This is a genomic window from Kitasatospora sp. P5_F3 (assembly GCF_054049135.1).
Map to the genome: position 1 here is coordinate 1 of NZ_JBFUMY010000013.1, position 23581 is coordinate 23581.

At 71.1% G+C, this 23581-nt stretch carries 18 protein-coding genes, 1 rRNA gene and 1 riboswitch; of the genes, 15 read left to right on the forward strand and 4 right to left on the reverse strand.

From position 1 onward, the window contains the following. The first annotated feature begins 24 nt into the window (after positions 1 to 24). The 12 genes from rrf (at position 25) to ACXJMZ_RS11850 (ending at position 11103) form a co-directional block, all read left to right on the forward strand. A 5S ribosomal RNA gene (gene rrf / locus ACXJMZ_RS11795) occupies positions 25 to 141 on the forward strand. A 99-nt stretch (positions 142 to 240) separates the two neighbouring features. Next, the gene (locus ACXJMZ_RS11800) at positions 241 to 855 is read left to right on the forward strand and encodes a CDP-alcohol phosphatidyltransferase family protein (RefSeq protein WP_457029952.1); all 615 of its coding nucleotides are present in this window, start codon (positions 241 to 243) and stop codon (positions 853 to 855) included. A gap of 196 nt (positions 856 to 1051) precedes the next feature. Next, positions 1052 to 3547 (forward strand): sugar phosphate nucleotidyltransferase, encoded by a 2496-nt coding sequence (locus ACXJMZ_RS11805; protein ID WP_457029953.1) that lies wholly within the window; start codon positions 1052 to 1054, stop codon positions 3545 to 3547. A gap of 81 nt (positions 3548 to 3628) precedes the next feature. Further along, the gene (locus tag ACXJMZ_RS11810; RefSeq protein WP_457029954.1) at positions 3629 to 4537 is read left to right on the forward strand and encodes a DUF881 domain-containing protein; all 909 of its coding nucleotides are present in this window, start codon (positions 3629 to 3631) and stop codon (positions 4535 to 4537) included. After that, entirely contained in the window at positions 4534 to 4866 is a 333-nt protein-coding gene (locus ACXJMZ_RS11815; protein ID WP_057236160.1) for a small basic family protein, read from the forward strand. The genes ACXJMZ_RS11810 and ACXJMZ_RS11815 overlap by 4 nt, the downstream gene beginning before the upstream one ends. A gap of 9 nt (positions 4867 to 4875) precedes the next feature. Next, entirely contained in the window at positions 4876 to 5700 is an 825-nt protein-coding gene (locus tag ACXJMZ_RS11820) for a DUF881 domain-containing protein (RefSeq protein WP_457029955.1), read from the forward strand. A 411-nt stretch (positions 5701 to 6111) separates the two neighbouring features. Then, positions 6112 to 6681: an FHA domain-containing protein gene (locus tag ACXJMZ_RS11825; RefSeq protein ID WP_457029956.1), complete on the forward strand. Its 570-nt coding sequence runs from the start codon at positions 6112 to 6114 to the stop codon at positions 6679 to 6681. A 110-nt stretch (positions 6682 to 6791) separates the two neighbouring features. Further along, a complete protein-coding gene (gene ftsR / locus ACXJMZ_RS11830; protein WP_457030009.1) occupies positions 6792 to 7481 on the forward strand; it encodes a transcriptional regulator FtsR in 690 nt (229 codons plus the stop codon). A 63-nt stretch (positions 7482 to 7544) separates the two neighbouring features. Next, complete coding sequence (locus ACXJMZ_RS11835; protein WP_057236169.1) at positions 7545 to 8015, forward strand: bifunctional nuclease family protein; 471 nt, start codon at positions 7545 to 7547, stop codon at positions 8013 to 8015. Between the two features lie 248 nt (positions 8016 to 8263). Continuing rightward, the gene (locus ACXJMZ_RS11840) at positions 8264 to 8941 is read left to right on the forward strand and encodes a MerR family transcriptional regulator (protein WP_457029957.1); all 678 of its coding nucleotides are present in this window, start codon (positions 8264 to 8266) and stop codon (positions 8939 to 8941) included. Positions 8942 to 8993: 52 nt separating this feature from the next. Next, a complete protein-coding gene (locus ACXJMZ_RS11845; protein ID WP_457029958.1) occupies positions 8994 to 9638 on the forward strand; it encodes a SanA/YdcF family protein in 645 nt (214 codons plus the stop codon). 64 nt (positions 9639 to 9702) lie between these two features. Next, positions 9703 to 11103: a DNA polymerase IV gene (locus ACXJMZ_RS11850; RefSeq protein ID WP_457029959.1), complete on the forward strand. Its 1401-nt coding sequence runs from the start codon at positions 9703 to 9705 to the stop codon at positions 11101 to 11103. A 142-nt stretch (positions 11104 to 11245) separates the two neighbouring features. Here ACXJMZ_RS11850 and ACXJMZ_RS11855 read toward each other — a convergent pair whose 3' ends face one another. Together ACXJMZ_RS11855 and ACXJMZ_RS11860 are read right to left on the reverse strand one after the other, a co-directional pair. Then, a complete protein-coding gene (locus tag ACXJMZ_RS11855) occupies positions 11246 to 12685 on the reverse strand; it encodes an MFS transporter (RefSeq protein WP_457029960.1) in 1440 nt (479 codons plus the stop codon). 136 nt (positions 12686 to 12821) lie between these two features. After that, the gene (locus tag ACXJMZ_RS11860; protein ID WP_457029961.1) at positions 12822 to 13877 is read right to left on the reverse strand and encodes a PRC and DUF2382 domain-containing protein; all 1056 of its coding nucleotides are present in this window, start codon (positions 13875 to 13877) and stop codon (positions 12822 to 12824) included. A gap of 203 nt (positions 13878 to 14080) precedes the next feature. After that, a riboswitch (glycine riboswitch) is annotated at positions 14081 to 14187 on the forward strand. Between the two features lie 238 nt (positions 14188 to 14425). Here ACXJMZ_RS11860 and gcvP point away from each other — a divergent pair. Next, positions 14426 to 17296 (forward strand): aminomethyl-transferring glycine dehydrogenase, encoded by a 2871-nt coding sequence (gene gcvP, locus ACXJMZ_RS11865; RefSeq protein ID WP_457029962.1) that lies wholly within the window; start codon positions 14426 to 14428, stop codon positions 17294 to 17296. A 55-nt stretch (positions 17297 to 17351) separates the two neighbouring features. Here the strand turns inward: gcvP and ACXJMZ_RS11870 are convergent, their stop codons facing one another. Beyond that, on the reverse strand, positions 17352 to 17543 hold the full coding sequence (locus ACXJMZ_RS11870) for a DUF5999 family protein (protein ID WP_057236181.1): 192 nt from the start codon (positions 17541 to 17543) through the stop codon (positions 17352 to 17354). 320 nt (positions 17544 to 17863) lie between these two features. Further along, the gene (locus ACXJMZ_RS11875) at positions 17864 to 18418 is read right to left on the reverse strand and encodes a hypothetical protein (protein ID WP_457029963.1); all 555 of its coding nucleotides are present in this window, start codon (positions 18416 to 18418) and stop codon (positions 17864 to 17866) included. A 340-nt stretch (positions 18419 to 18758) separates the two neighbouring features. On the opposite strand from ACXJMZ_RS11875, the gene ACXJMZ_RS11880 reads away from it, so the two are divergent. Both ACXJMZ_RS11880 and ACXJMZ_RS11885 read left to right on the forward strand, forming a co-directional pair. Next, a complete protein-coding gene (locus tag ACXJMZ_RS11880) occupies positions 18759 to 20258 on the forward strand; it encodes a glutamate-cysteine ligase family protein (RefSeq protein WP_457029964.1) in 1500 nt (499 codons plus the stop codon). Positions 20259 to 20393: 135 nt separating this feature from the next. After that, a complete protein-coding gene (locus tag ACXJMZ_RS11885) occupies positions 20394 to 23510 on the forward strand; it encodes a phosphocholine-specific phospholipase C (RefSeq protein ID WP_457029965.1) in 3117 nt (1038 codons plus the stop codon). Positions 23511 to 23581 lie beyond the last annotated feature (71 nt).

Sequence of the window (23581 nt, forward strand, 5' to 3'; positions counted from 1 at the left end):
TGCGGTCATACAGTTTCATAGTGTTTCGGTGGTCATAGCGTGAGGGAAACGCCCGGTTACATTCCGAACCCGGAAGCTAAGCCTCATAGCGCCGATGGTACTGCAGGGGGGACCCTGTGGGAGAGTAGGACGCCGCCGAACAATCATTCAGAGAAGCCCCTCATCCTCAGCGGATGGGGGGCTTTTCTGTTGTAGGGTCAGTGCCGCAACGTATTACGTACCGTACAGGGAGGCCCCCGAGTGGAGGTCCAGGAGACGCGCGTCCAGACCGACCGCGTCCTCACCATCCCCAACCTGCTGAGCATGGGCCGGCTGGTGGGCGTTCCGATCTTCCTGTGGCTGATTCTCTGGCCGGTGTTCGACGGGCCCAACAACGACGGTTGGGCGATCGCGATCCTGATGCTGAGTGGGATCAGCGACTATCTGGACGGCAAGCTGGCCCGGCGGTGGGGGCAGATCAGCCGGCTCGGTCAGATCCTGGACCCGGCGGCGGACCGGCTGTTCGTGCTGTCGACGCTGGTCGGGCTGACCTGGCGGGGGATCCTTCCGTGGTGGGTCACCGCGCTTCTGCTGGCGCGGGAGGTTTTTATCGGTGCGTTGTTGCCGATTCTGAGCAAGCACCGGTACGGGCCCTTGCAGGTGAGTTTTCTCGGCAAGGCGGCGACCTTCAATCTGATGTACGGTTTTCCGCTTCTGCTGCTGGGTGACGGCTCGGGCTGGCTGGCCGACGTGGCCGGTGTGGTGAGTTGGGCGTTCATCTGGTGGGGGACGGTGCTCTACTGGTGGGCGGGCATCCTGTACGCGGTGCAGGCCAGACAGCTGGTGAAGGCGGACGCCGCCGCGGCCGCGAGCTGAGCCGCCGGTACCCGTAGGGCACCCTTTGCACGCCCTTACGGTGCACGACACACCCCCTGATGGGGCGTGGGACGAGACGAGTCCCACGCCCCATCGGTGCGTCGGGAGGGGGTTACCGGGTAGAGATGCCTTCGGAACGGTTTGATGGAACCCCGTGAAGGGGCATTCCAGAGCCGCGAAGGAGGACGCACCCGATATGAAAGCCGTTGTGATGGCAGGGGGCGAGGGAACTCGCCTTCGCCCGATGACCTCGAGCATGCCCAAACCACTGCTACCGGTGGCGAACCGCCCGATCATGGAGCATGTGCTGAGGCTGCTCAAGCGTCACGGCCTCACCGACACCGTGGTCACCGTCCAGTTCCTCGCCTCGTTGGTGAAGAACTACTTCGGTGACGGCGAAGAGTTGGGCATGCACCTAACCTATGCGAACGAAGAGACCCCGCTCGGTACTGCGGGAAGCGTGAAGAACGCGGAGGACGCGCTCCGGGACGACTCCTTTCTGGTGATCTCCGGGGATGCGCTGACCGACTTCGACCTCACCGACCTGATCGCGTTCCACCGGCGCAAGGGCGCGCTGGTGACGGTCTGTCTGACCAGGGTGCCCAACCCGTTGGAGTTCGGGATCACCATCACCGACGACGAGGGCAGGGTGGAGCGGTTCCTGGAGAAGCCGACCTGGGGTCAGGTCTTCTCGGACACCGTGAACACCGGTATCTACGTGATGGAGCCGGAGGTCTTCGACTACGTCGCGGCGGGCGAGTCGGTGGACTGGTCCAGCGACGTGTTCCCGCAGTTGCTCAAGGAGGGCAAGCCGGTCTTCGGGTACGTCGCCGAGGGCTACTGGGAGGACGTGGGCACCCACGAGAGCTACGGCAAGGCGCAGGCCGACGTCCTGGAGGGCAAGGTCGACGTCGAGCTGGACGGCTTCGAGATCTCCCCGGGGGTCTGGATCGCCGAGGGTGCCGAGGTGGACCCGGAGGCGATCCTGCGCGGGCCGCTGTACATCGGCGACTACGCCAAGGTCGAGGCCGGGGTGGAGCTGCGCGAGCACACCGTGCTGGGCAGCAACGTGGTCGTCAAGCGCGGGGCGTTCCTGCACAAGGCGGTGATCCACGACAACGTCTACATCGGGCCGCAGAGCAATCTGCGTGGCTGTGTGGTCGGCAAGAACACCGACGTGATGCGGGCCGCCCGGATCGAGGACGGGGCGGTGATCGGTGACGAGTGCCTGATCGGCGAGGAGTCGATCATCTCGGGCAACGTCCGGGTCTATCCGTTCAAGACCATCGAGGCCGGGGCCTTCGTCAACACCTCGGTGATCTGGGAGTCGCGGGGCCAGGAGCACCTGTTCGGGGTGCGCGGTGTCTCCGGCATCCTGAACGTCGAGATCACCCCGGAGCTCGCGGTCCGGCTGGCCGGCGCGTACGCCACCACGCTCAAGAAGGGCGCCACCGTCACCATCGCGCGTGACCACTCGCGTGGTGCGCGGGCGCTCAAGCGGGCGATGATCTCGGCGTTGCAGACCAGTGCGATCGACGTTCGTGACCTGGAGAACGTGCCGCTGCCGGTGGCGCGTCAGCACACCGCCAGGGGCAGTGCGGGTGGGATCTTCCTGCGGACCTCGCCCGGGGTGCCGGACTCGCTGGACATCCTGTTCTTCGACGAGCGCGGTGCCGACCTCTCGCAGGCCGGGCAGCGCAAGCTGGACCGGGTCTATGCCCGGCAGGAGTACCGGCGTGCGTTCCCCGGTGAGATCGGTGACCTGTCGCACCCGGGCAGCGTGTTCGACTCGTACGCGGGCAATCTGCTGCGGGCGGTGGACACCAGCGGGGTCCGGGAGGCCGGGCTGAAGGTGGTGGTGGACGCCGCGCACGGCAGTGCCGGGCTGGTGCTGCCGAGCATCCTGGGCCGGCTCGGGGTCGAGGCACTGACCGTCAGCGGCGGTCTTGACGAGGCGCGGCCGACCGAGGACGCGGAGTCCCGGCGGGCCGGGCTGGCCCGGCTGGGCGAGCTGGTGGCCTCCTCGCGGGCGGCGTTCGGGGTGCGCTTCGACCCGGTCGGGGAGCGGGTCTCCTTCGTGGACGAGCTGGGCCGGGTGATCGGGGACGACCGGGCGCTGCTGGTGCTGCTCGACCTGGTCGCGGCGGAGCGGCGGAGCGGGCAGGTGGCGCTGCCGGTGACCACCACCCGGATCGCCGAGCAGGTCGCGGCGTACCACGGCACCCAGGTGACCTGGACCAGCACCTCGCCGGACGACCTGGCGAAGGCGGCCTCGGCCGAGGGCACGGTGTTCGGCGGCGACGGGCGCGGCGGCTTCATCGTGCCGGAGTTCAGCGGAGTGCTGGACGGCGCGGCGGCCTTCGTCCGGCTGGTCGGCCTGGTGGCCAGGACGCAGCTGACGCTCAGCCAGATCGACGCCCGGATCCCGCAGGCGCACATCCAGCGCCGGGACATCGCGACGCCGTGGGCGGCCAAGGGCATGGTGATGCGTTCGGTGGTCGAGGCGGCGGGCAGCCGACGTCTTGACACCACCGACGGCGTCCGGGTGGTCGAGCCGGACGGGCGGTGGACGCTGGTCCTGCCGGACCCGGCCGAGGCGGTCACCCACCTGTGGGCCGAGGGTCCGGACGACGAGGCGACGCAGCAGCTGCTGGACGAGTGGGCGGCCGTGGTGGACGGCGCCGGCCGGTAGCGAAACAGTCGGGGCGGGTGGCCATGGCCGCCCGCGTGTACGGCGGGGGGTGTGCACGGCCGTCCCGCGCGACATGGGACGATGGTCGGCATGCCAGCATCGCCGACGCCGAGTGACCGGGACGGACGCTACTCGCGCCCGGACGCCTCGATGTCCCTGCTGACCAGCGTGATGGACCACGGACTGGACGAGGGCTACGCCGAGGCGGCCAAGGCCCGCGCGGACCAGGGCCCCCGCCGGATGCCGACCGCGCTCAAGGGCAAGGCGGTGCTCGCGCTCGGACTGGCGCTCGCCACCACCGTGGTGACGGTCGGCGCGGTCACCTCGCGCCAGGCGGCGCCGACCCTGGCCAAGGAGCGGGACGCCCTGGTGCAGCGGGTCAAGGACGCGAACGGCAACACCGACCAGCTCCAGCAGCAGATCCAGGATCTGCGCGGCAAGGTCGACCGGGCGCAGAGCCAGGCCCTGCAGGCCGACGGCAACGGCGCGCTCGCGCAGCTCGCAGGCCAGGCGGGCACCGCCGCGGTCAGCGGCCCCGGCGTGAAGCTGGTGCTGGAGGACGCCTCCGGTACGGGCGCGGGCGGCTCGGTCTCCAACCCCCGCGAGGCGGACGGCTTCCAGAACACCGGCCGGCTGAGGGACCGTGACATCCAGCTGGTCGTCAACGGTCTGTGGCGGTCCGGGGCCGAGGCGATCTCGGTGAACGGGCAGCGGCTGACCGCGCTCTCGGCGATCCGGGCGGCCGGCGACGCGGTGCTGGTGGACAACCGGCCGCTGGTGCCGCCGTACACCGTGCTGGCGATCGGCAACGGCGCGAAGTTCGCCCAGACCTTCCAGGACGGCGAGGCAGGGCGCTACCTCAAGCTGGTCCAGGACGGGTACGGCATCAAGTCCACCCTGTCCGTCCAGAAGAAGCTGACCGTGCCGGGCGCGCTCGGCATCACGCTGCGGTACGCGCAGCCCGACACCTCAGGAGCAGCTACACCGTGATTGCCGTTCTGGGTCTCGTGATCGGCGTGGTCGTCGGTCTGATCGTCCAGCCCGAGGTGCCCGACGCCGTGGTGCCGTACCTGCCGATCGCGGTGGTGGCGGCGCTCGACGCGGTCTTCGGCGGGGTCAGGGCGATGCTCGACGGCATCTTCGACGACAAGGTGTTCGTGGTCTCGTTCCTCTCCAACGTGGTGGTCGCGGCCCTGATCGTCTACCTGGGCGACCAGCTGGGCGTCGGCTCGCAGCTGTCCACCGGCGTGGTGGTGGTGCTCGGCATCCGGATCTTCTCCAACGCGGCGGCCATTCGCCGGCATGTGTTCCGGGCCTGAGGAGGACCTATGGCAGCGGAAGAACAGCCTGAGGAGCAGCAGCCCGAGGAGCAGCAGCCCGAGCCGGCGGAACCCGAGGCGGAGCCGAAGGTGGAACCCACGGCGGAGCCGGAGCGCAACCCGCGCCGTCGGCTGACCGTCGCGCTCTGGCCGCCCCGGCTGTCCCGGGGGCAGGTCGTGGTGGCGACCCTGCTGATGGTGCTCGGCTTTGCGCTGGCGGTGCAGGTGCGGTCGACCAACGACCACAACCAGCTGCGCGGCGCGCGGCAGGAGGACCTGGTTCGGATTCTCGACGAACTGGACAGCCGTCAGCAGCGTCTCCTCCAGGAGAAGACGCAACTGGAACAGTCCCTGGCGCAGTTGGAGAACAGCTCCAACCAGGCCAAGGAGGCCCAGGAGCAGACCAGGAAGAAGGCGACGGAACTCGGGGTGCTGGCCGGTACGGTCCGGGCCACCGGCCCGGGGATCGTGCTGACGATCGATGATCCCCAACGGCAGGTGAAGGCGGATATGCTGCTGGACACCCTGCAGGAACTCCGAGCCGCGGGGGCGGAGGCGATTCAGATCAACGATGTGCGAGTGGTGGCAGGCACCTACTTCACCGACACGGACGGGGGCGTGCAGGTCGACGGCAAGAACGTGTCGGCGCCGTTCCGGTTCACCGTGGTGGGGAATCCGCAGGACCTGACACCCGCGCTGAACATCCCGGGCGGCGTGGTGCGCAGCCTGGAGAAACAGCAGGCACGCGCCACCATCACCCAGGAGCAGAAGGTCGTCGTCGACGCCCTGGCCGCTCCGACGGTGCCTCAGTACGCCAAGCCGGCGGCGAAGTGACGGCTCGACTTCCGTACGGTCCGTCAGTTCTCGACCGCCCCCGGTGCGGGAGGTCGCCCCGGCATCGGAGACACTGGGACGTACCGCTCGTCCGATCACGGCCGTCAGTCCGGCCGACCGCCTGTCCGAGCCTCACACCCTGCCCCGCGGGCGGGTCTGTCACACGCAAGGGGATTCGCCCGTGAGTCTGTTCTCGAAGCTGTTCGGCCGTTCGAAGAGCCGCGTCGCGGTCGAGGAGCCGASCGCGCGGCCCCCCCCCGCGGCCGTGGGCAGGCGCCGGTGAATTCGGCGGGTTACGGCGCGTCGGTCGATGCTTCCGGTGCTCCGCGCATAGGTTTCCAGTCGGGACCCTCAACCTCTGGTGGAGGGTTCGCCCAGGAGAACCCCTATGCCGATCACACCCTGCCGGGTGTGCCGCACCAGGAGGCAGCGCAGATGGCCGGTGGTCCGACTCCGTGCCTCCGGTGCGGGAACCTGAACCCGGCCACGGCACGCTTCTGTTCCAACTGCGGCACGGCGCTGCGCGGCGGGCAGCTGCCCGAGGGCGCGGCCGAGACCACCTCGACCATCTCGATCTCCGGCCTGGAGTCGTACGACCCCAACACCACCACCGGCACGGGCACCACCCCGGCGCTGTCGGCCGAGGTGCTGTCGGCGATCGACGCGCTGCCGCCGGGCTCGGCCCTGCTGATCGTGCAGCGCGGCCCGAACTCGGGCAGCCGCTTCCTGCTGGACGCGGACGTGACCACGGCCGGGCGTCACCCCGAGGGTGACATCTTCCTGGACGACGTCACGGTCTCCCGCCGGCACGTGGAGTTCCGGCGTCAGCCGGGCGGCTTCTCGGTGGCCGATGTGGGCAGCCTGAACGGCACCTACGTCAACCGCGAGCGGATCGACGAGGTGCAGCTCAACAACGGCGACGAGGTGCAGATCGGCAAGTACCGGCTGGTCTTCTTCGCCAGCCACCAGCGGGGGTACTGAACCCAACGTCGGCAGGAGCCCGAGTGACCGCGCACACCCCCAGCACCGTCGAGCTCTCGCCCGTCCCCGGTTCGCGCCGGGCGGGCGAGGCGCGGCGGCGTGGTGACGAACTGCTCAGCATCGGTGCGGTGCTGACGTTCCTCAGGGACGACTTCCCCGAGGTCACCATCTCGAAGATCCGCTTCCTGGAGGCGGAGGGCCTGGTGGAGCCGCAGCGGACCCCCTCGGGCTACCGCAAGTTCAGCTCCGCCGACCTGGACCGGCTGGCGTACGTGCTGCGGATGCAGCGGGACCACTACCTGCCGTTGCGGGTGATCCGCGAGCACCTGGACGCGATCGAGCGCGGTGAGGCGCCCCCGGCGCTGCCCGCGCCCGACAACCGGCCCGGGCCGGTGGAGGAGGCGGACCGCGAGCTGGTGGCCGCCCCTGGCGGCGGGGTGCGGCTGGGGCGTTCCGAGCTGCTGGCGGCCGCCGAGGCCGGCGAGCCCGAGCTGGTCGAGTGGGAGTCGTACGGGCTGATCTCGGCCGGTCCGGACGGTGGGTACGACGGCGAGGCGCTGCAGGTCGCCCGGCTGGTGGCGGAGCTGGGCCGGTTCGGCCTGGAGCCGCGGCACCTGCGGGCGATGAAGGCGGGCGCCGAGCGCGAGGTGGCCCTGATCGACCAGGTGGTGGCTCCGCTGCGGCGGCACCGCAACCCGCAGACCCGGGCCCACGCCGAGGCCACCGCGCGCGAGCTGGCGACTCTTTCGGTGCGGTTGCACGCGGCCATGGTGCAGGCCGGACTGCGTTCGCGGCCCTAGGGTTGACCCTGGCGCTGACCGGCTGCGCTTTCATATCCGGGGCAGGGGTCATAGGGTTGCGATGTGAACGAGCTCGACGTCGTGGGTGTCAGGGTGGAGATGCCTTCCAATCAGCCGATCGTGCTGCTTCGGGAGGTAGGGGGCGATCGGTACCTGCCGATCTGGATCGGTCCCGGTGAGGCGACGGCGATCGCGTTCGCCCAGCAGGGGATGACGCCGGTACGGCCGCTGACCCACGACCTGTTCAAGGACGTGCTGGAGGCGCTCGGCCAGCAGCTCACCGAGGTGCGGATCAGTGACCTGCGGGACGGGGTGTTCTACGCCGAGCTGGTCTTCTCCGGCGGGGTCGAGGTGAGTGCCAGGCCGTCCGACGCGATAGCGCTGGCGCTGCGTACCGGGACGCCGATCTTCGGGACCGAGGAGGTGCTCGCCGAGGCGGGTATCGCGATCCCGGACGAGCAGGAGGACGAGGTGGAGAAGTTCCGCGAGTTCCTCGACCAGATCTCGCCGGAGGACTTCGGCGGCCAGCAGTAGCCGGGCCGCAGCAGCCCGGCGGCGGTGGTCCGCCACGCCGTACGTCCGCAAATCTTGTTTTGCCAAAAGGCGTTCGCATACCCACACTGAGGGCACGAAAAACCACTCGGCCGAGTGACATTGTCACCGGAGCCCGGCGTGGCGATCGTTGACGGGTCCGGGGCGACTGCTTACCGTCAGGAGTGGCTCCGGTCGGTTACGCCTTCCGGGGGCCGACGGGGCATCAGGACGAGCGGACGGAGGTAGGCATGAGCGGCATGGGCGACGAAGCAGCCGTCGGAGGCCAGTGCTCCGTGCACGTCCCGCGCTCCGCGCGCAGTGTGCTGGAGCGGGCCCGGGACGGTGCCGGGGCCGAGTCGGAGTTGCCGAGAGTCAGCCGGTTCCCTGCGGTGCAGGCGGGCCAGCCCGCGATCGAGCGCCTCACGCCGACCTCGGCACTGGTCGGCTACCGGGGCCCGACGGCCTGTGCGGCGGCCGGCATCACCTACCGTCAGCTGGACTACTGGGCCCGGACGGGCCTGCTGGAGCCGAGCGTGCGGACGGCCTACCCGGCCAACTCGCAGCGGCTGTACAGCTTCCGCGACATCCTGCTGCTGAAGATCGTCAAGAAGCTGCTGGACACCGGTGTTTCGCTGCAGAACATCCGGGTGGCGGTCAGCCACCTGCGCGGCACCGAGGCCGAGGACCTGACCGGGCTGACCCTGATGTCGGACGGCGCCACCGTCTACGAGTGCACCTCCCCGCAGCAGGTGGTCGATCTGCTGAAGGGTGGTCAGGGCGTCTTCGGGATCGCGGTGGGCGCGGTCTGGCGGGAGCTGGAGACGGCCCTGAGTCGGCTGCACGCCGAGCGCACCGACACCGGCGAGACCCTGGTCGGCCAGGACCCGGGCGACGAGCTGGCCCAGCGGCGCAACCGCGCGGGCTGACGGAGCGTCGCTCTCCCCGGACGAAAGATCAAGGGGAGGCACAGTGCGTCGGGTGGTCCAGCGGAGGCTGTTCCAGAGCGTGGTGGCGGCGAGTGCGGTGGCGCTGGCGCCGATGACCTGGCTCTGGCTCGGCGCCGGGGAGCGGGTCGGCACGGTGGCGCAGGCGCCGAGTGCCCCGGTGGCGGTGGTGTTCGGGGCCGGGCTGTTCGACGGCAAGCCCTCGCCCTACCTGGCGCACCGGCTGGACGCGGCGGTGACGCTCTATCAGGACCACCGGATCCAGGCCGTCCTGGTGACCGGCGACAACAGCCGGACCGAGTACGACGAGACCGACGCGATGCGCGACTACCTGGTCGAGCACGGCGTGCCCGCGGTGCGGGTGGTGGAGGACTACGCCGGTTTCGACACCTGGGACTCGTGCACCCGGGCCCGGAACATCTTCGGTGTGGAGCGGGCGGTGCTGGTCAGTCAGACCTTCCACGTCCGCCGCGCGCTGGCGCTCTGTCAGGCGGCGGGCATCGACTCGTACGCGGTCGGGGTGGACGAGGACCCGAACAGTACCTGGTACTACGGCGGGCTGCGGGAGATCCCCGGGGCGGGCAAGGCGGCGCTGGACGCGCTGTTCGAGCCGGACCCGACGTTCCTCGGCGAGCAGGAGCACGGCATCGGCCGGGCACTCGCGGACGCCGCGCACTGAGACCCGGCGCCGCGCAGAACCGAATCGCCCGGTAACTGTCGTACCCCTGCGGGATGATCGGCGGGTGCGGTCAGTGCCGAGCATCCTCCACCTCGACATGGACGCCTTCTTCGCGGCGGTGGAGCAGGCGGCCAAGCCGAGCCTGCGCGGGAAGCCGGTGATCGTCGGCGGCCTGGGCGGTCGGGGTGTGGTCTCGACCGCCTCGTACGAGGCGCGGAAGTTCGGCGTGCACTCGGCGATGCCGATGGCCCAGGCCCGGCGGCTCTGCCCGAACGCGGCCTTCCTGACCGGCAGGTTCGAGGCCTACCGGCAGGTCAGCGAGCTGGTGATGAGCCTGCTGCGAGAGCTCTCCCCGCTGGTCGAGCCGCTCAGCCTGGACGAGGCCTTCGTCGACCTGGAGGCGGGTCCGTACGGGCCGCTGCTGGCGGCGTCCGGGCCGGTGGCGGCGCCGGAGCTGATCGTGGCGATCGCCGCCGACCTGCGGGCGGACATCACCGAGCGGACGGGGCTGACCGCCTCGGTCGGCCTGGCCAGTTCCAAGCTGATGGCGAAGATCGCCTCCGAGCAGGCCAAGCCGGACGGGCTGGTGCTGGTCGAGCCCGGGCAGGAGCGGGCCGTACTGGCCACCATGCCGGTCCGGGCGCTGCCCGGGGTCGGCCCGGCCACCGAGCAGGCGCTCCGCCGGGTCGGCCTGGAGAAGGTGGCGGACCTGGCGGCGGCGGGGGAGGCGGAGCTGGTCCAGCTGCTCGGCCGCTCGCACGGTCTCGGCGTGTTCCAGATGTCGACCGGTCAGGACGACCGGCCCGTGGTGCCGGACCGGGACGCCAAGTCCGTCTCGGTCGAGGACACCTTCGAGGTGGACCTGCTGGACCGGGGGCGGGTGCTGCAGGAGATCGACGTGCTGACGGCCCGTTGTGTCCGTCGCCTGCACGCCAGTGGTCGCTCGGGGCGGACGGTGGTGCTCAAGGTGCGGCGCTTCGACTTCTCCACGCTGACCCGCTCGGAGACGCTGCGGGCGCCCACCGACGACGAGACGGTGATCGCCGAGACGGCCCGGCGGCTGGCCCTGCAGGTGGACATCACCGGTGGCGTCCGGCTGCTGGGGGTCGGGGTGTCGCAGCTGGCCGACTTCACCCAGGAGGACCTGTTCGCCCAGGCGGAGCAGGCCGAGCGCGCTGAGCGGGCCGCTGCGGCAGTGGAGGAGCCGACCGTGGCCCCCGAGCCGGAGCCGGTGGTGGAGGAGACCAGGCACTGGCGCCCGGGGCAGGATGTGACGCACGCTCAGCTCGGCCCCGGCTGGGTTCAGGGCAGCGGGGTGGGCCGGGTGACGGTACGGTTCGAGACCCCGCAGAGCGAGATCGGCCGGGTCCGCACCTTCGCGGTGGACGACCCGGAGCTGACGCCGTCCCGCCCGCAGCCGCTCCGGCCGGGGATGGTCCTCCCGGACGAGGAGGAGGAGTACTGAAAACGGGAGCGGCCCCCGCACCGTGTCCAGTGGTGCGGGGGCCGATCATCCGGCCGGGCCCTCGGTGCGGTCGTGATGCCCTCACGTACCGCCTTGGACCCGGTGACCGCGCGACCCGTCCCTGAGCGCGCGGTCGACGCCGTCAGGCGTCGGTCTTCACCAGCTCCGGGGCGACGGCGGCAGCCTCGACCGGGGCGGGAGTGGTCTTGATCCGGCGGATCGCGAACGGCACCACGGCCGCCACCAGGCACATCGCGCCGGCCACCCAGAAGGCGTGCTGGTAGGCGTCCAGGGTGGGCAGCGGGACCGGCAGGTTCGGGATCAGGTCACCGGTCAGGATGGCGCCCATCACGGCGGTGCCGATGGCGCCACCGACGGTGCGCAGCACGGCGTTCATGCCGTTGGCGATGCCGGACTGCTCGGCCGGGACGGCGCCGTTGATGTAGGCGGGCATCGCGGCGTAGGCCAGGCCGACACCGAGGCCGAAGACGGCGGAGGAGAGGTAGATGTCAGCCTCGGCCCCGTGCCGGACCGCCAGGTACATCAGGCCGACCGCGCCCAGCAGGCCACCGAGGACCAGCGGCAGCCGGGGCCCGCGGCGGGCGATCAGCAGCGCGCCGACCGGGGCGGCGACCATCGAGCCGATCGCGGAGGGCAGCAGCATCACACCGGCGTGCAGCACGCTGGCGGTGAAGCCGTAGTGCGCGACCTTCTCGGGAGTCTGCGCGAAGTTGCTGATCACCATGAACGAGCCGTACATGCCGAAGCCGATCAGCAGCCCGGAGAGGTTGGTGAAGGCGACGGCCGGACGGGCCATCATCTTCATGTCGACCAGCGGGTGGGCGACCTTGACCTCGATGAAGCCCCAGATGAGTGCGATCACGGCGGCGACCGCGAACAGGCCGAGGGTGCGGGTGGAGGTCCAGCCCCAGGTGTTGCCCTGGCTGACCGCGACCAGCAGGGCGCAGAGCCAGCCGGCCAAGGTGAGTGCGCCGAGCGGGTCGGCGCCGCCGTTCTTGTCCACCACCGGGTCGGTCGGGACCCGGAAGATCACCAGGACGACGGCCAGCAGGCCGAAGGCCAGGCCCATCCAGAAGATCGACTTGTAGTTCCAGTGCTCCAACAGCATGCCGGTGGCGACCAGGCCGAGGCCGCTGCCGACGCCCATCGAGGCGCTGATCAGCGCCACGCCGCCGGTGACCTTCTCCTTGGGGAGCTCGTCCCGGACGATGCTGATCGCCAGCGGGAGCACCCCGCCGCCCGCGCCCTGCAGGACGCGGGCGACCACCAGCCAGGTGAACGAGTGGGTGCCGACCGCCAGGGCGGACCCGGCGACCAGGCCGCCGAGCGACACCAGCAGCATCGGCTTTCGGCCGCGCAGGTCGCCGAAGCGGCCGAGCAGCGGGGTCAGTACGGCGGCGGACAGCAGGTTCGCCGTCATCAGCCAGGTGATGTTCGAACCGGAGACGTCCAGTTCCTTGGCCAGTGACGGCAGGATCGGGACGACCGCGGTCTGCACCACGCTGAACGCCAGCATCGCCAACACCAGGGCGGGGAGCACGCGCGCGCTGCTCGGCCTCACGGATTTTCCTCCAGTTCGGGCCACCCGGGCGGAGAGCTTCAGGTGGGAGAAAGTCAATGAACTGAAGTAAAGATGCCGTCAGATACTTCACTGTGTCAAATATTGCTTGGTGAAGCTTTGGCAAAGTGGCGAGGCGTCAGGACGGACGGAGCGGCTCCGGGCGCAGCTGGCCGGTGTTCGAGGCGGCCGTCGGTGGCGACGTGGGCGCCGGTGGCGAAGCGGGCGCGGGCGGCGAGGAGGTGGTGCTGTCGTGGATCTCCACCTGCTCGCGGCGCAGCTCGTCGCGGACCACCGCCTCCTCGGTGAACCGCTCGACCACCATCCGGACCCGCTCGACCGGTGCCAGGTACTTGCGCACCACCGGCCGCTCCTCCCGGAGCGTCACCTCCTCGACCGCCTCGGCGATCTCCTGCTCGCTGAGCGCGGCCCGCTCGGCCTCGGTGACCGGCACCCGCTCCACCCGGACCCGTTCCTTCACCACCGGCACCTTGCGCTCGACGGCCTCGGTGGTGACGTACTTGCGCAGCTTGGCCGTCCCCAGCACGTGCCACTCGGTGGTGACGTCCAGCCGCTCCTCGCGGCAGGTGATCTCCACCGGATCGGCGGGCGCGTTGCCGGGCACGGTCGGGACCGTGGCGGTGGGGTTGGGCGGGGTGATGACCGGCTCGGGCTGCTGCTTGGCGGCCTGGGTGTCGTGGGTGGCGGTGAAGGCCATCGGGGCGGCCGCCACGGTCGCGGCGGCGGCGGGTGAAGCATTCATGCTGGTTTCCTTGCTGAGGGTGCCGAAGTCGAGGTCCTGGCTGGTCCCCGACCCGTTCCTGGCCGCGGCCGGGGGAACGGCACCGCCCGCGTCCAGGCCGTAGTAGCGGTAGAGCTGGAGCTCCTGGGCGGGGGAGAGGTGCTGGCCGACCCCGAAGTCGGGAGAGTCCTTGATCAGCGACTTGTCGTACGGCACCTTGAGCTCCTCCCCGGAGAACTCGCTGGTGGTGAGCGGGACGAAGGCGTCCCGGCCGAAGATCCCGGTACGGACAGCGGCCCACTCCGGCTCGCCGGTCGCGTCGTCCAGGTAGACCTCGTCGACCGTGCCGATCTTGTCGCCGTTCCGGTCGACCGCCTTGTGGCCGATCAGGTCTCGCGGGTCGATGTCGGTCTGCACGCTGTCCTCCAGCAGGTACGAAAGCCCCGTTGACACACCGTCAGGGGGCGGCCGAAGGAGCTGGACGGCCGCACTTCACACGAAAAGCCATCAAAGGGACGGTGGCGAGCCAGGTGCACCCGTCCGGGGCTGGAGGGGTTGTCCGACAATTCACGTCGGATTGTCAGACAACCCCTGGCAGTCGAGCCGGGGCACCCGTGATCAACCGGCGCTCCGCTGGTACCCTGGGCCGCGACTGCCGACCCCGCTCGGGAGAGTCCCCGCACCGTTGCACGTGGTGTCACGGGGACGCCGAAGGAGCAAACCCTCCCCGGAATCTCTCAGGCATCCGTACCGTGCGGGGTAGGTCACTCTGGAAAGCAGGGCAGGACCGACGGCGAGGGAGCCGACGGACCCCACCCTCACCGACGGTGCAAGCCGACGGGGCGGCTCCCGGGCCTCCGCGTGCGGGCGAAGCTCTCAGGTACCGATGACAGAGGGGGAGGCCTGACGGGCTCGTTCGTCCCCGGCTCCGCCGTCCCCCGGTGGTGTTGCCGTCCGGCGTGCGTGCCCCCGCCGGTCCGTGACCAGGAGGCCTCGACCCCATGAATGCCCAGCCGACCCTCACCGAGCTCGAGCAGTCGAGCCCCTTCGAGAACCGTCACATCGGCCCCGACGCCGCCGCCCAGGAGAAGATGCTGGCGCAGGTCGGGTACGGCTCGCTGGACGAGCTGTCCGACGCCGCCGTGCCGGACGCGATCAAGAGCCTGACCGCGCTCGGCCTGCCGGCCGGCCGCAGCGAGGCGCAGGTGCTCGCCGAGCTGCGCGAGCTGGCGGACCGCAACCAGGTGCTCCAGCCGATGATCGGCCTGGGCTACTACGGCACCTTCACCCCGCCGGTGATCCTGCGCAACGTGCTGGAGAGCCCGGCCTGGTACACCGCGTACACGCCGTACCAGCCGGAGATCTCGCAGGGCCGGCTCGAGGCCCTGATCAACTTCCAGACCGTGGTCGCCGACCTGACCGGCCTGGACACCTCCGGTTCCTCGCTGCTCGACGAGGGCACCGCCGCCGCCGAGGCGATGGCGCTGGCCCGCCGGGTCGGCAAGGTCAAGAACGGTGTCTTCCTGGTCGACGCCGACACCCTGCCGCAGACCATCGCGGTGATCCAGACCCGGGCCGAGCCGACCGGGGTCGAGGTGGTCGTCGCCGACCTGTCCGAGGGCATCCCGGCCGAGATCGCCGAGCGCGGTGTCTTCGGCGTGCTGCTCCAGTACCCGGGTGCCTCCGGCGCGGTCCGCGACCTGGCCCCGGTGATCGAGCAGGCGCACGGCCTGGGCGCGATCGTCGCGGTCGCCGCCGACCTGCTGGCGCTCACCCTGCTCAAGTCGCCGGGCTCGCTCGGCGCCGACATCGCCTGCGGCACCTCGCAGCGCTTCGGTGTCCCGATGGGCTTCGGCGGCCCGCACGCCGGCTACCTGGCGGTCCGCGCCGCGTACGCCCGCAGCCTGCCAGGACGCCTGGTCGGCGTCTCGGTGGACGCCGACGGCAACCGCGCCTACCGCCTGGCGCTGCAGACCCGCGAGCAGCACATCCGCCGCGAGAAGGCCACCTCCAACATCTGCACCGCCCAGGTGCTGCTGGCCGTGATGGCCTCGATGTACGCGGTCTACCACGGCCCGGACGGCCTGGCCGACATCGCCCGCCGGACCCACCGCTACGCCGCCGCGCTGGCCGAGGGCCTGCGTGCGGGCGGCGTCGAGCTGACCACCGGTCAGTTCTTCGACACCGTCACCGCCAAGGTGCCGGGCCGCGCTGCCGCGGTGGTGGCCGCCGCCCGTGCCAACGGCGTGAACGTCTTCCAGGCTTCGGAGGACCTGGTCTCGATCTCCTGCGACGAGACCACCACCCGTGAGCACCTGGCCGCCGTCTGGGCCGCCTTCGGCGTCACCGCCGAGGTCGCCGAGGCCGCCGACGCGCTGCCCGCCGGGCTGCTGCGCGAGGACGAGTACCTGACCCACCCGGTCTTCCACAGCCACCGCTCGGAGACCGCGATGCTGCGCTACCTGCGCCGCCTCTCGGACCGGGACTACGCGCTGGACCGCGGCATGATCCCGCTGGGCTCCTGCACCATGAAGCTCAACGCGACCACCGAGATGGAGCCGGTGACCTGGCCCGAGTTCGGCCAGCTGCACCCGTTCGCCCCGGTGGACCAGGCCGAGGGCTTCCTGACCCTGATCCGGCAGCTGGAGCAGCAGCTGGTCGAGGTGACCGGCTACGACGCGGTCTCCATCCAGCCGAACGCCGGTTCGCAGGGCGAGCTGGCCGGTCTGCTCGCGGTCCGCGCGTACCACCGGGCCAACGGCGACACCCAGCGTGACATCTGCCTGATCCCGGCCTCCGCGCACGGCACCAACGCGGCCTCCGCCGTGATGGCCGGCATGCGGGTGGTCGTGGTGAAGACCCTGACCGACGGCGACGTGGACGTCGAGGACCTGCAGGCCAAGATCGAGCAGCACCGCGACCAGCTCGCCGTGCTGATGGTCACCTACCCGTCCACCCACGGCGTGTTCGAGACCCAGATCACCGACATCTGCGCGGCCGTGCACGAGGCCGGCGGCCAGGTGTACGTCGACGGTGCCAACCTGAACGCCCTGGTCGGCCTGGCCAAGCCGGGCAAGTTCGGCGCGGACGTCTCGCACCTCAACCTGCACAAGACCTTCTGCATCCCGCACGGCGGCGGCGGCCCGGGCGTCGGCCCGGTCGCGGTGCGCTCGCACCTGGCGCCGTACCTGCCGAACCACCCGCTGCAGCCCGAGGCGGGCCCGGCCACCGGTGTCGGCCCGATCTCGGCCGCTCCGTGGGGCTCGGCGGCCATTCTGCCGATCTCCTGGGCGTACGTCCGGCTGATGGGCGGCGAGGGCCTCAAGCGCGCCACCCAGGTCGCGGTGCTGAACGCCAACTACATCGCCAAGCGGCTCTCCCCGCACTACCCGGTGCTCTACACCGGCCCCGGCGGTCTGGTCGCGCACGAGTGCATCATCGACCTGCGTCCGCTCACCAAGGAGACGGGGGTGACCGTGGACGACATCGCCAAGCGCCTGATCGACTACGGCTTCCACGCCCCGACCATGTCCTTCCCGGTGGCCGGCACGCTGATGATCGAGCCGACCGAGTCCGAGGACCTGGGCGAGATCGACCGGTTCTGCGAGACCATGATCGAGATCCGCGCGGAGATCGAGAAGGTCGGCAGCGGCGAGTGGGCGGCGGACGACAACCCGCTGCGCAACGCCCCGCACACCGCCGCCACGATGGCCGGTGAGTGGACGCACGGCTACTCGCGCCRGGAGGCCGTCTTCCCGGCCGGCGTGAACCCGGCGGACAAGTACTGGCCGCCGGTGAGCCGGATCGACGGCGCGTACGGCGACCGCAACCTGGTCTGCTCCTGCCCGCCGCTGGACGAGTACGGCTCCTGAGCCGATGACCGGGTGCCCCCGACAGCGTGTGCTGTCGGGGGCACCCGGCGTTTGGTCAGGAGGCGATCGCCAGCGGGCGGCGCGGGGCGACCACTCGGCCGTCGGGCAGCAGCTCGCCGGTGTCGTCGAACAGCAGGACGCCGTTGCAGAGCAGGCTCCACCCCTGGTCGGGGTGGCAGGCCACGGTGATGGCGGCCTCGTGGTCGGTGGACTCCGCTGACGGACACTCAGGACGGTGCTGGCACATCTTCGTACCCTCGCTTCGCTGCTTACGACCCGGTCGGCCGGGTACAGGCAGCCGCTGGGCGCCCCACCCCGTCGATCCGATCCCCTCTGCCCGGCCCAGGTGTGAACCGGCGCTCCGACGGGTAGGACAGGTCGCCCCCCGCGTCGGTTCCCAGTGTCGTCATCCCGAGAGCATCCCGCAGCGATTTCGTGACATGCGCCACAACTGGATCTCGGGGATCACCCGTTCAGATGGCACCCGGTGCCGGGCAGTACGGAACGGGCCATCGGCGGACGGCCCGTTCGGGGCGGCGCCGATGGCCCGTTCGGGGGGCCTGTGTCTCAGGAGCGGCCGAGGGCCAGCGGCCGGGCCAGCAGGGCGAGCAGCTCGCCGGCCGGGTAGACCCGGTGTGCGGTGATGCCGAGCGGTGCCGGGGCGAGCGGGATCAGCAGGTCGACCGAGGGCCCCGGCTCGGGATGGTGCAGCCAGAGCGCGGTGGCGTAGTGGCCCGGCATGGAGAGCAGCCGGGGCTGGTGCCTGGCCCGGGAGGCGAGGGCGAGCTGCCCGGCCTGGCGCAGCGCGCGCAGGGTGGAGTCGAGGTAGGGCCCGGCGGTGAAGTGCGAAAAGGTATGGCCGTCCGCCGACTCGAGCACCTCGGCCGCCGCGGCGGTCTCGTTGCCGGATCGGATCAGGAAGCGCCAGCCCGTTCGGCGGGCGGTGGCCAGGGCGGCACCGGGCTCGTCGAGCACGTGCACCGCGAGCGGGTGCGCGGGTAGCAGCCGCTCGGCGCCGCGCAGGGCGGTGGCCGAGGGCGGGCTGAGCGCGGCTTCGGAATCCAGTGCGCCGAGGACGGCGCGCAGGGCGCTCAACGGGGGCTGGGGCGTCTGCATGGTCATGGCGGGTCGCCTCTCCGTGCTAGATCGGCGTGCGAGTGCGGCATACCGGCATGGCGCTGGCGGAGCCTGGGCCGTGTCCGGTTGGGCATGATCGCGGCGTGGGCGCGGGCCTGCCGTCGCGAGGGCTTCGGGAGCGGCGAGCGCCGGGCGGGAGCTGTGCGAATTCTACTCGAACAGGTGCACAGGGTGACCTTCATATCACGTTCGGTATGCGATAGCAAGCCAGGAATTCGCTGACGCGCCGTCAACAACCTTGTTCGGCCGCTCTGTTCGGGTACGGGCTAGGGATCTTCCGGTGGGGCATGATGCAGGGACGGTCGACCTAGGTGAAGGGGCACCCATGGGCGAGAAGGTCGTGGCTACTCGCGCGGAACTGTCCGATCGGCAGTTGTACCGCCGAAAGCTCCAGTCCTGTCTGGACGCGCTGGAGCGGATGCTGCGCGAGGGGCGTTTCGACCGGCCGAAGGCCATGGTCGGCCTGGAGATCGAGCTCAACCTGGCCGATGACCTGGGCCGCCCGGTGATGCGCAACGAGCAGGTGCTGGCCGCGATCGCCTCCGGTGACTTCCAGACCGAGCTGGGCCAGTTCAACATCGAACTGAACATCGCCGCCCGCCGGCTCACCGGCCATGTGCTGGACGAGCTGCGCGAGGAGATCGACACCGGGCTGCGCTACGCCGACCGGAAGGCCGAGGAGGTCGGCGCCAGGATCGCGATGGTCGGCATCCTGCCGACCCTGGACCTGGACCACACCGGCCTGGACGCGATGTCCCACAACGACCGGTACACCCTGCTCAGCGACCAGATACTGGCCGCCCGCGGCGAGGACATCGCGCTGGACATCGAGGGGGTCGAGCGGCTCACCGTCGAGTCCGTCACGATGGTCGCCGAGGCCGCCGCCACCTCACTGCAACTGCACCTCCAGGTCACCCCGGAGCGCTTCGCCTCGGTCTGGAACGCGGCCCAGGCGATCTCCTCGGTGCAGCTCGCACTCGGGGCCAACTCGCCGTTCCTGTTCGGCCGCGAGCTCTGGCGGGAGACCAGGCCGGTGCTGTTCCAGCAGGCCTGCGACACCCGTTCGGCGGAGCTCAAGGCGCAGGGCGTCCGCCCGATCACCTGGTTCGGCGAGCGCTGGGTGGACTCCGCGCTCGACCTGTTCACGGAGAACCAGCGCTACTTCCCCGCCCTGCTGCCGATCTGCGACGACGAGGACCCGGCCAAGGTGCTGGCCTCCGGCGGGATCCCGAAACTGGCCGAGATGCGCCTGCACAACGGCACCATCTACCGCTGGAACCGCCCGGTCTACGACGTCGCCGACGGCGTGCCGCACCTGCGGGTGGAGAACCGCTGCCTGCCCGCCGGGCCGACCGTGGTCGACACGCTGGCCAACGCCGCCTTCTACTACGGCCTGGTCCGGGTGCTCGCCGAACAGCCCCGGCCGATCTGGACCAGGCTGCCGTTCGCCCAGGCGGACGAGAACTTCCACACCGCCGCCCGGTACGGCATCGACGCGGTGATCCAGTGGCCGAAGGCCGGCCGGGGCGCCCGGGGGACCGTCCCGGTGGCAGCAACCGACCTGGTGCTGAACGAGCTGCTCCCGATGGCGAAGCAGGGCCTGGACGAGTGGGGCATCGAGCCGGGCGACCGGGACCGCTACCTCGGCATCATCGAGCAGCGCTGCCTGCGCCGGACCAACGGCGCCTCCTGGCAGGCCGCCACCGTGCACGTGCTGCGCGAGCGGTACGGGATGGACCGCTCCTCGGCGATCGCCGCGATGACCAGGCGTTACCTGGAGCACATGCGCGGCGGCGAGCCGGTGCACACCTGGCCGGTGGGCTGATCGGCTGTCAGGTTGTCCAGACAACTTCGTCATCGCGGCGTCATGTGATCACCGGGACGCGTACACCTCGGGCACTTAGACATGTCTGGTCCGGGCCGATCCCCAGGCCCAGTGCCGTGTACGAGGAGTACCCCGATGAGTCCCGAAGTCTCGCGTCGCACCCTGCTCGGCGGCGCCGCCGCGGCCGCCGTGCTGTCCGCCCTGCCGCTCAGCGTCCGGGAGGCGCTGGCCGCCCCCGGGAAGCCGGGGCGGCTGACGGACATTCAGCACGTGGTGGTGCTGATGCAGGAGAACCGCGCGTTCGACCACTACTTCGGCACCCTGCCCGGGGTACGCGGCTTCGGCGACCGGGCCGCGGTGCGCGGGGTGAACGGCCGCTCGCTGTTCCACCAGCCGGACCCGTCCCGCAAGGAGGGCCACCTGCTGCCGTTCCCGATGAACGCCGCGCACACCAGCGCGTACCAGCAGGGCGCGCCGGCCTTCGGCTTCGTCGACTCGATGAAGGCGTGGAACGACGGTCTGGCCGACGGCGCGGTCTCCCGCCGCTCCGGCGGCTGGCTCGGCCAGGGCTACTACGAGCCCGCCGACATGCCGTTCTACAACGCGATCGCCTCGGTCTTCACCACCTGCGACGCCTACCACGCCTCGGTGCAGTGCAACACCAACACCAACCGCGACCACTTCATGACCGGCACCAGCGGCGGCACCGTGCGGGACGTCCCGGTGACGGACAACAGCTACGTCCCCGGCGGCTACGAGTGGACCAGCTACGCCGAGCGGCTCGAGCGGGCCGGGATCAGCTGGAAGACCTACCAGGCACTGGACAACTACGACGACAACGCGCTCGCCTGGTTCGCGCCGTTCCAGCAGGCCAAGCCGGGGGAGTCGCTGTACGAGCGCGGGATGCGGATGGCCGGCGACCCGGCCAAGGAGAAGGACCCGTTCGCGATGGGTGACGCGCTGGTCCAGGCGTTCACCGCCGACATCCAGGCCGACCGGCTGCCGCAGGTCTCCTGGCTGGTCGCCCCCGCCGCACTCTCCGAGCACGCCAACTACGCGCCGCCGAACGGCGAGCACCTGACCGCCCGGCTGCTCTCCGCGCTGGCCGCCAGGCCCGAGGTGTGGGCCAAGACCGTCTTCATCCTCAACTACGACGAGCACGGCGGCTTCATCGACCACCTGCTGCCCCCGGTGCCGCCGCTGGCCGCCGGGCGCGGCAAGTCCACCGTGCCGGTGGACGGCGAGGTGGTGGTCCGGGTCAGCAAGGGCAGCTCCACTTACCACCGGGTGGTCGGCCAGGACGGCCGGTACCGGGTGAAGGCCGCCGACGGCGCGCTCACCTGGTCCGACACCCTGCCCGAGGGGGAGAGCGTGGTGTCAGGCCCGTACCCGATGGGCCTGGGCGTGCGGGTGCCGATGGTGGTCGTCTCGCCGTGGACCCGGGGCGGCGTGGTGGACTCCACCGTCTACGACCACACCTCGGTGATCCGCTTCCTGGAGCAGCGCTTCGGCGTCGCCGAGCCGAACATCAGCCCCTGGCGGCGGGCCGTCACCGGTGACCTGACGTCGGTCTTCGACTTCTCCGGCCGCGACCCGGTCTGGCCGCAGCTGCCCGACACCAGCGGCAACCGGCAGAAGGTCACCGACACCGGCAAGCTGCCCGCCCCGAAGGTGCCCAGCCCGCAGACCCTGCCGAAGCAGCAGACCGGCACCCGGACCGCCCGGCCGACCCCGTACGCGCTCCAGCTCAGGCCCAAGGTGCACAAGGGGCAGCTGACCCTGGACCTGGCCAACCACGGCAAGCAGGGTGCGGTGTTCGCCGCCTACCCCGAGCCCGGCACGCCGCCCCGGCACTACACGGTGGGGGCGAAGGAGAAGCTCGCCGACAGCTGGCAGATCGGTCCTGAGGGGTACGACCTGCGGGTGCACGGCCCGAATGGCGCGCTCTGGCACCTGCGCGGCGACGCCGCCGGGGCGTACGAGGTGGAGCTGGAGGCGGAGTCCGGTGCCGAGCGGGTGCTGGAGTTCCAGCTGATCAACCGTTCGAAGAGCCCGCAGGTCTTCCTGGTCGGCGACCTGGCGTACGGCGGCGGGGTGCAGGAGGTCCGGATCACCGGGCAGGACTCCCGGCCGGTCCGGGTCCCGGTCGGCCGCGAGGGCTGGTACGACCTGGCGGTCTCGGTGCAGGACGACCTGACGTTCCGTCGGCGCTACGCCGGACGGATGCCCGGGCAGGAGCAGGGCGTGACCGACCCCGCGATGGGCCTGGCCGACGCGCTCACCCTGGACGTGGCGCTCGGCGCGGCCTCGGCCACCATCGACGAGCCGATCCTGATCCAGGGCAAGGCCGCCCGGGTGACCGCGCGGTTCACCGCCACCGCCGCGCTGGCGGGCATCGAGGCCACGCCGGTGCTGCCGCCGGGCTGGACCGCCGCGGTGGTCACCGCACCGCCGGCCGGTCTGGCCGAGGGTGCCACCGCGACCGCCGAGTGGGAGGTGCAGCCGCCCGCCGTGCTGCCGGACGGCGCCGCCCACCGCATCCTGGTCACCGCCCGGGCCCGGGCCGGGGAGCGGTTCGTGCTCGCCGACGGCGAACTGGCCGCCCGGACCGCTCCGGTGATGGCCGGTCACCTGCTCGGCGAGGACTTCGAGTCGCTGGCCCCGCTGCTCCAGCCGGTCGGCACCGTCTCCGGCTGGACCGGGCAGGCCCCGCAGGGCTGGTCGGTGGTCAACGCGGCGGGCATGCCGCAGGGCACCGCCCGGCTGCAGGGCTGGACCTTCCACACCAAGCGGGCCTGGTCCGTACCGGCCGGGCAGGACCGGGGCGCCTTCACCCGGGGCCTGGGCATCCTGGCCGTGGCCGACCCGGACGACTGGGACGACACCGGCGCGCCGTCCGGCAAGGGCCGCTTCGACTCCACGCTGGTCTCCCCGGCGGTGGCGATCCCGGCGGGGGTGGGCACGCTGCACCTGGGCTTCGACTCGCACTACCGGCAGGAGGCTCCGCAGAAGGCCGCTGTGACGGCCGTCTTCGACACCGGCCAGGAGGCCCGGGTGGTGTTCTACAGCTCCGACGCGACGGGCAACGACAACGCGGGCAAGGACGTCCAGAACTCGTTCGTGACCCGGCAGTTCGCCGTGCCGGCGGGCGCGTCCTCGGTGACGCTGAAGTTCCGGATGTACGACGCGGGCAACAACTGGTTCTGGGCGGTCGACCACGTCCGTCTGGACAGCTCGCCGATCAAGGGCTGACCGGCTCTCAGGCCCGTGTGCGAGGATGATCGGCCCGGCGCATCGCCGGGCCGATCATCGTTGTGGGAGAC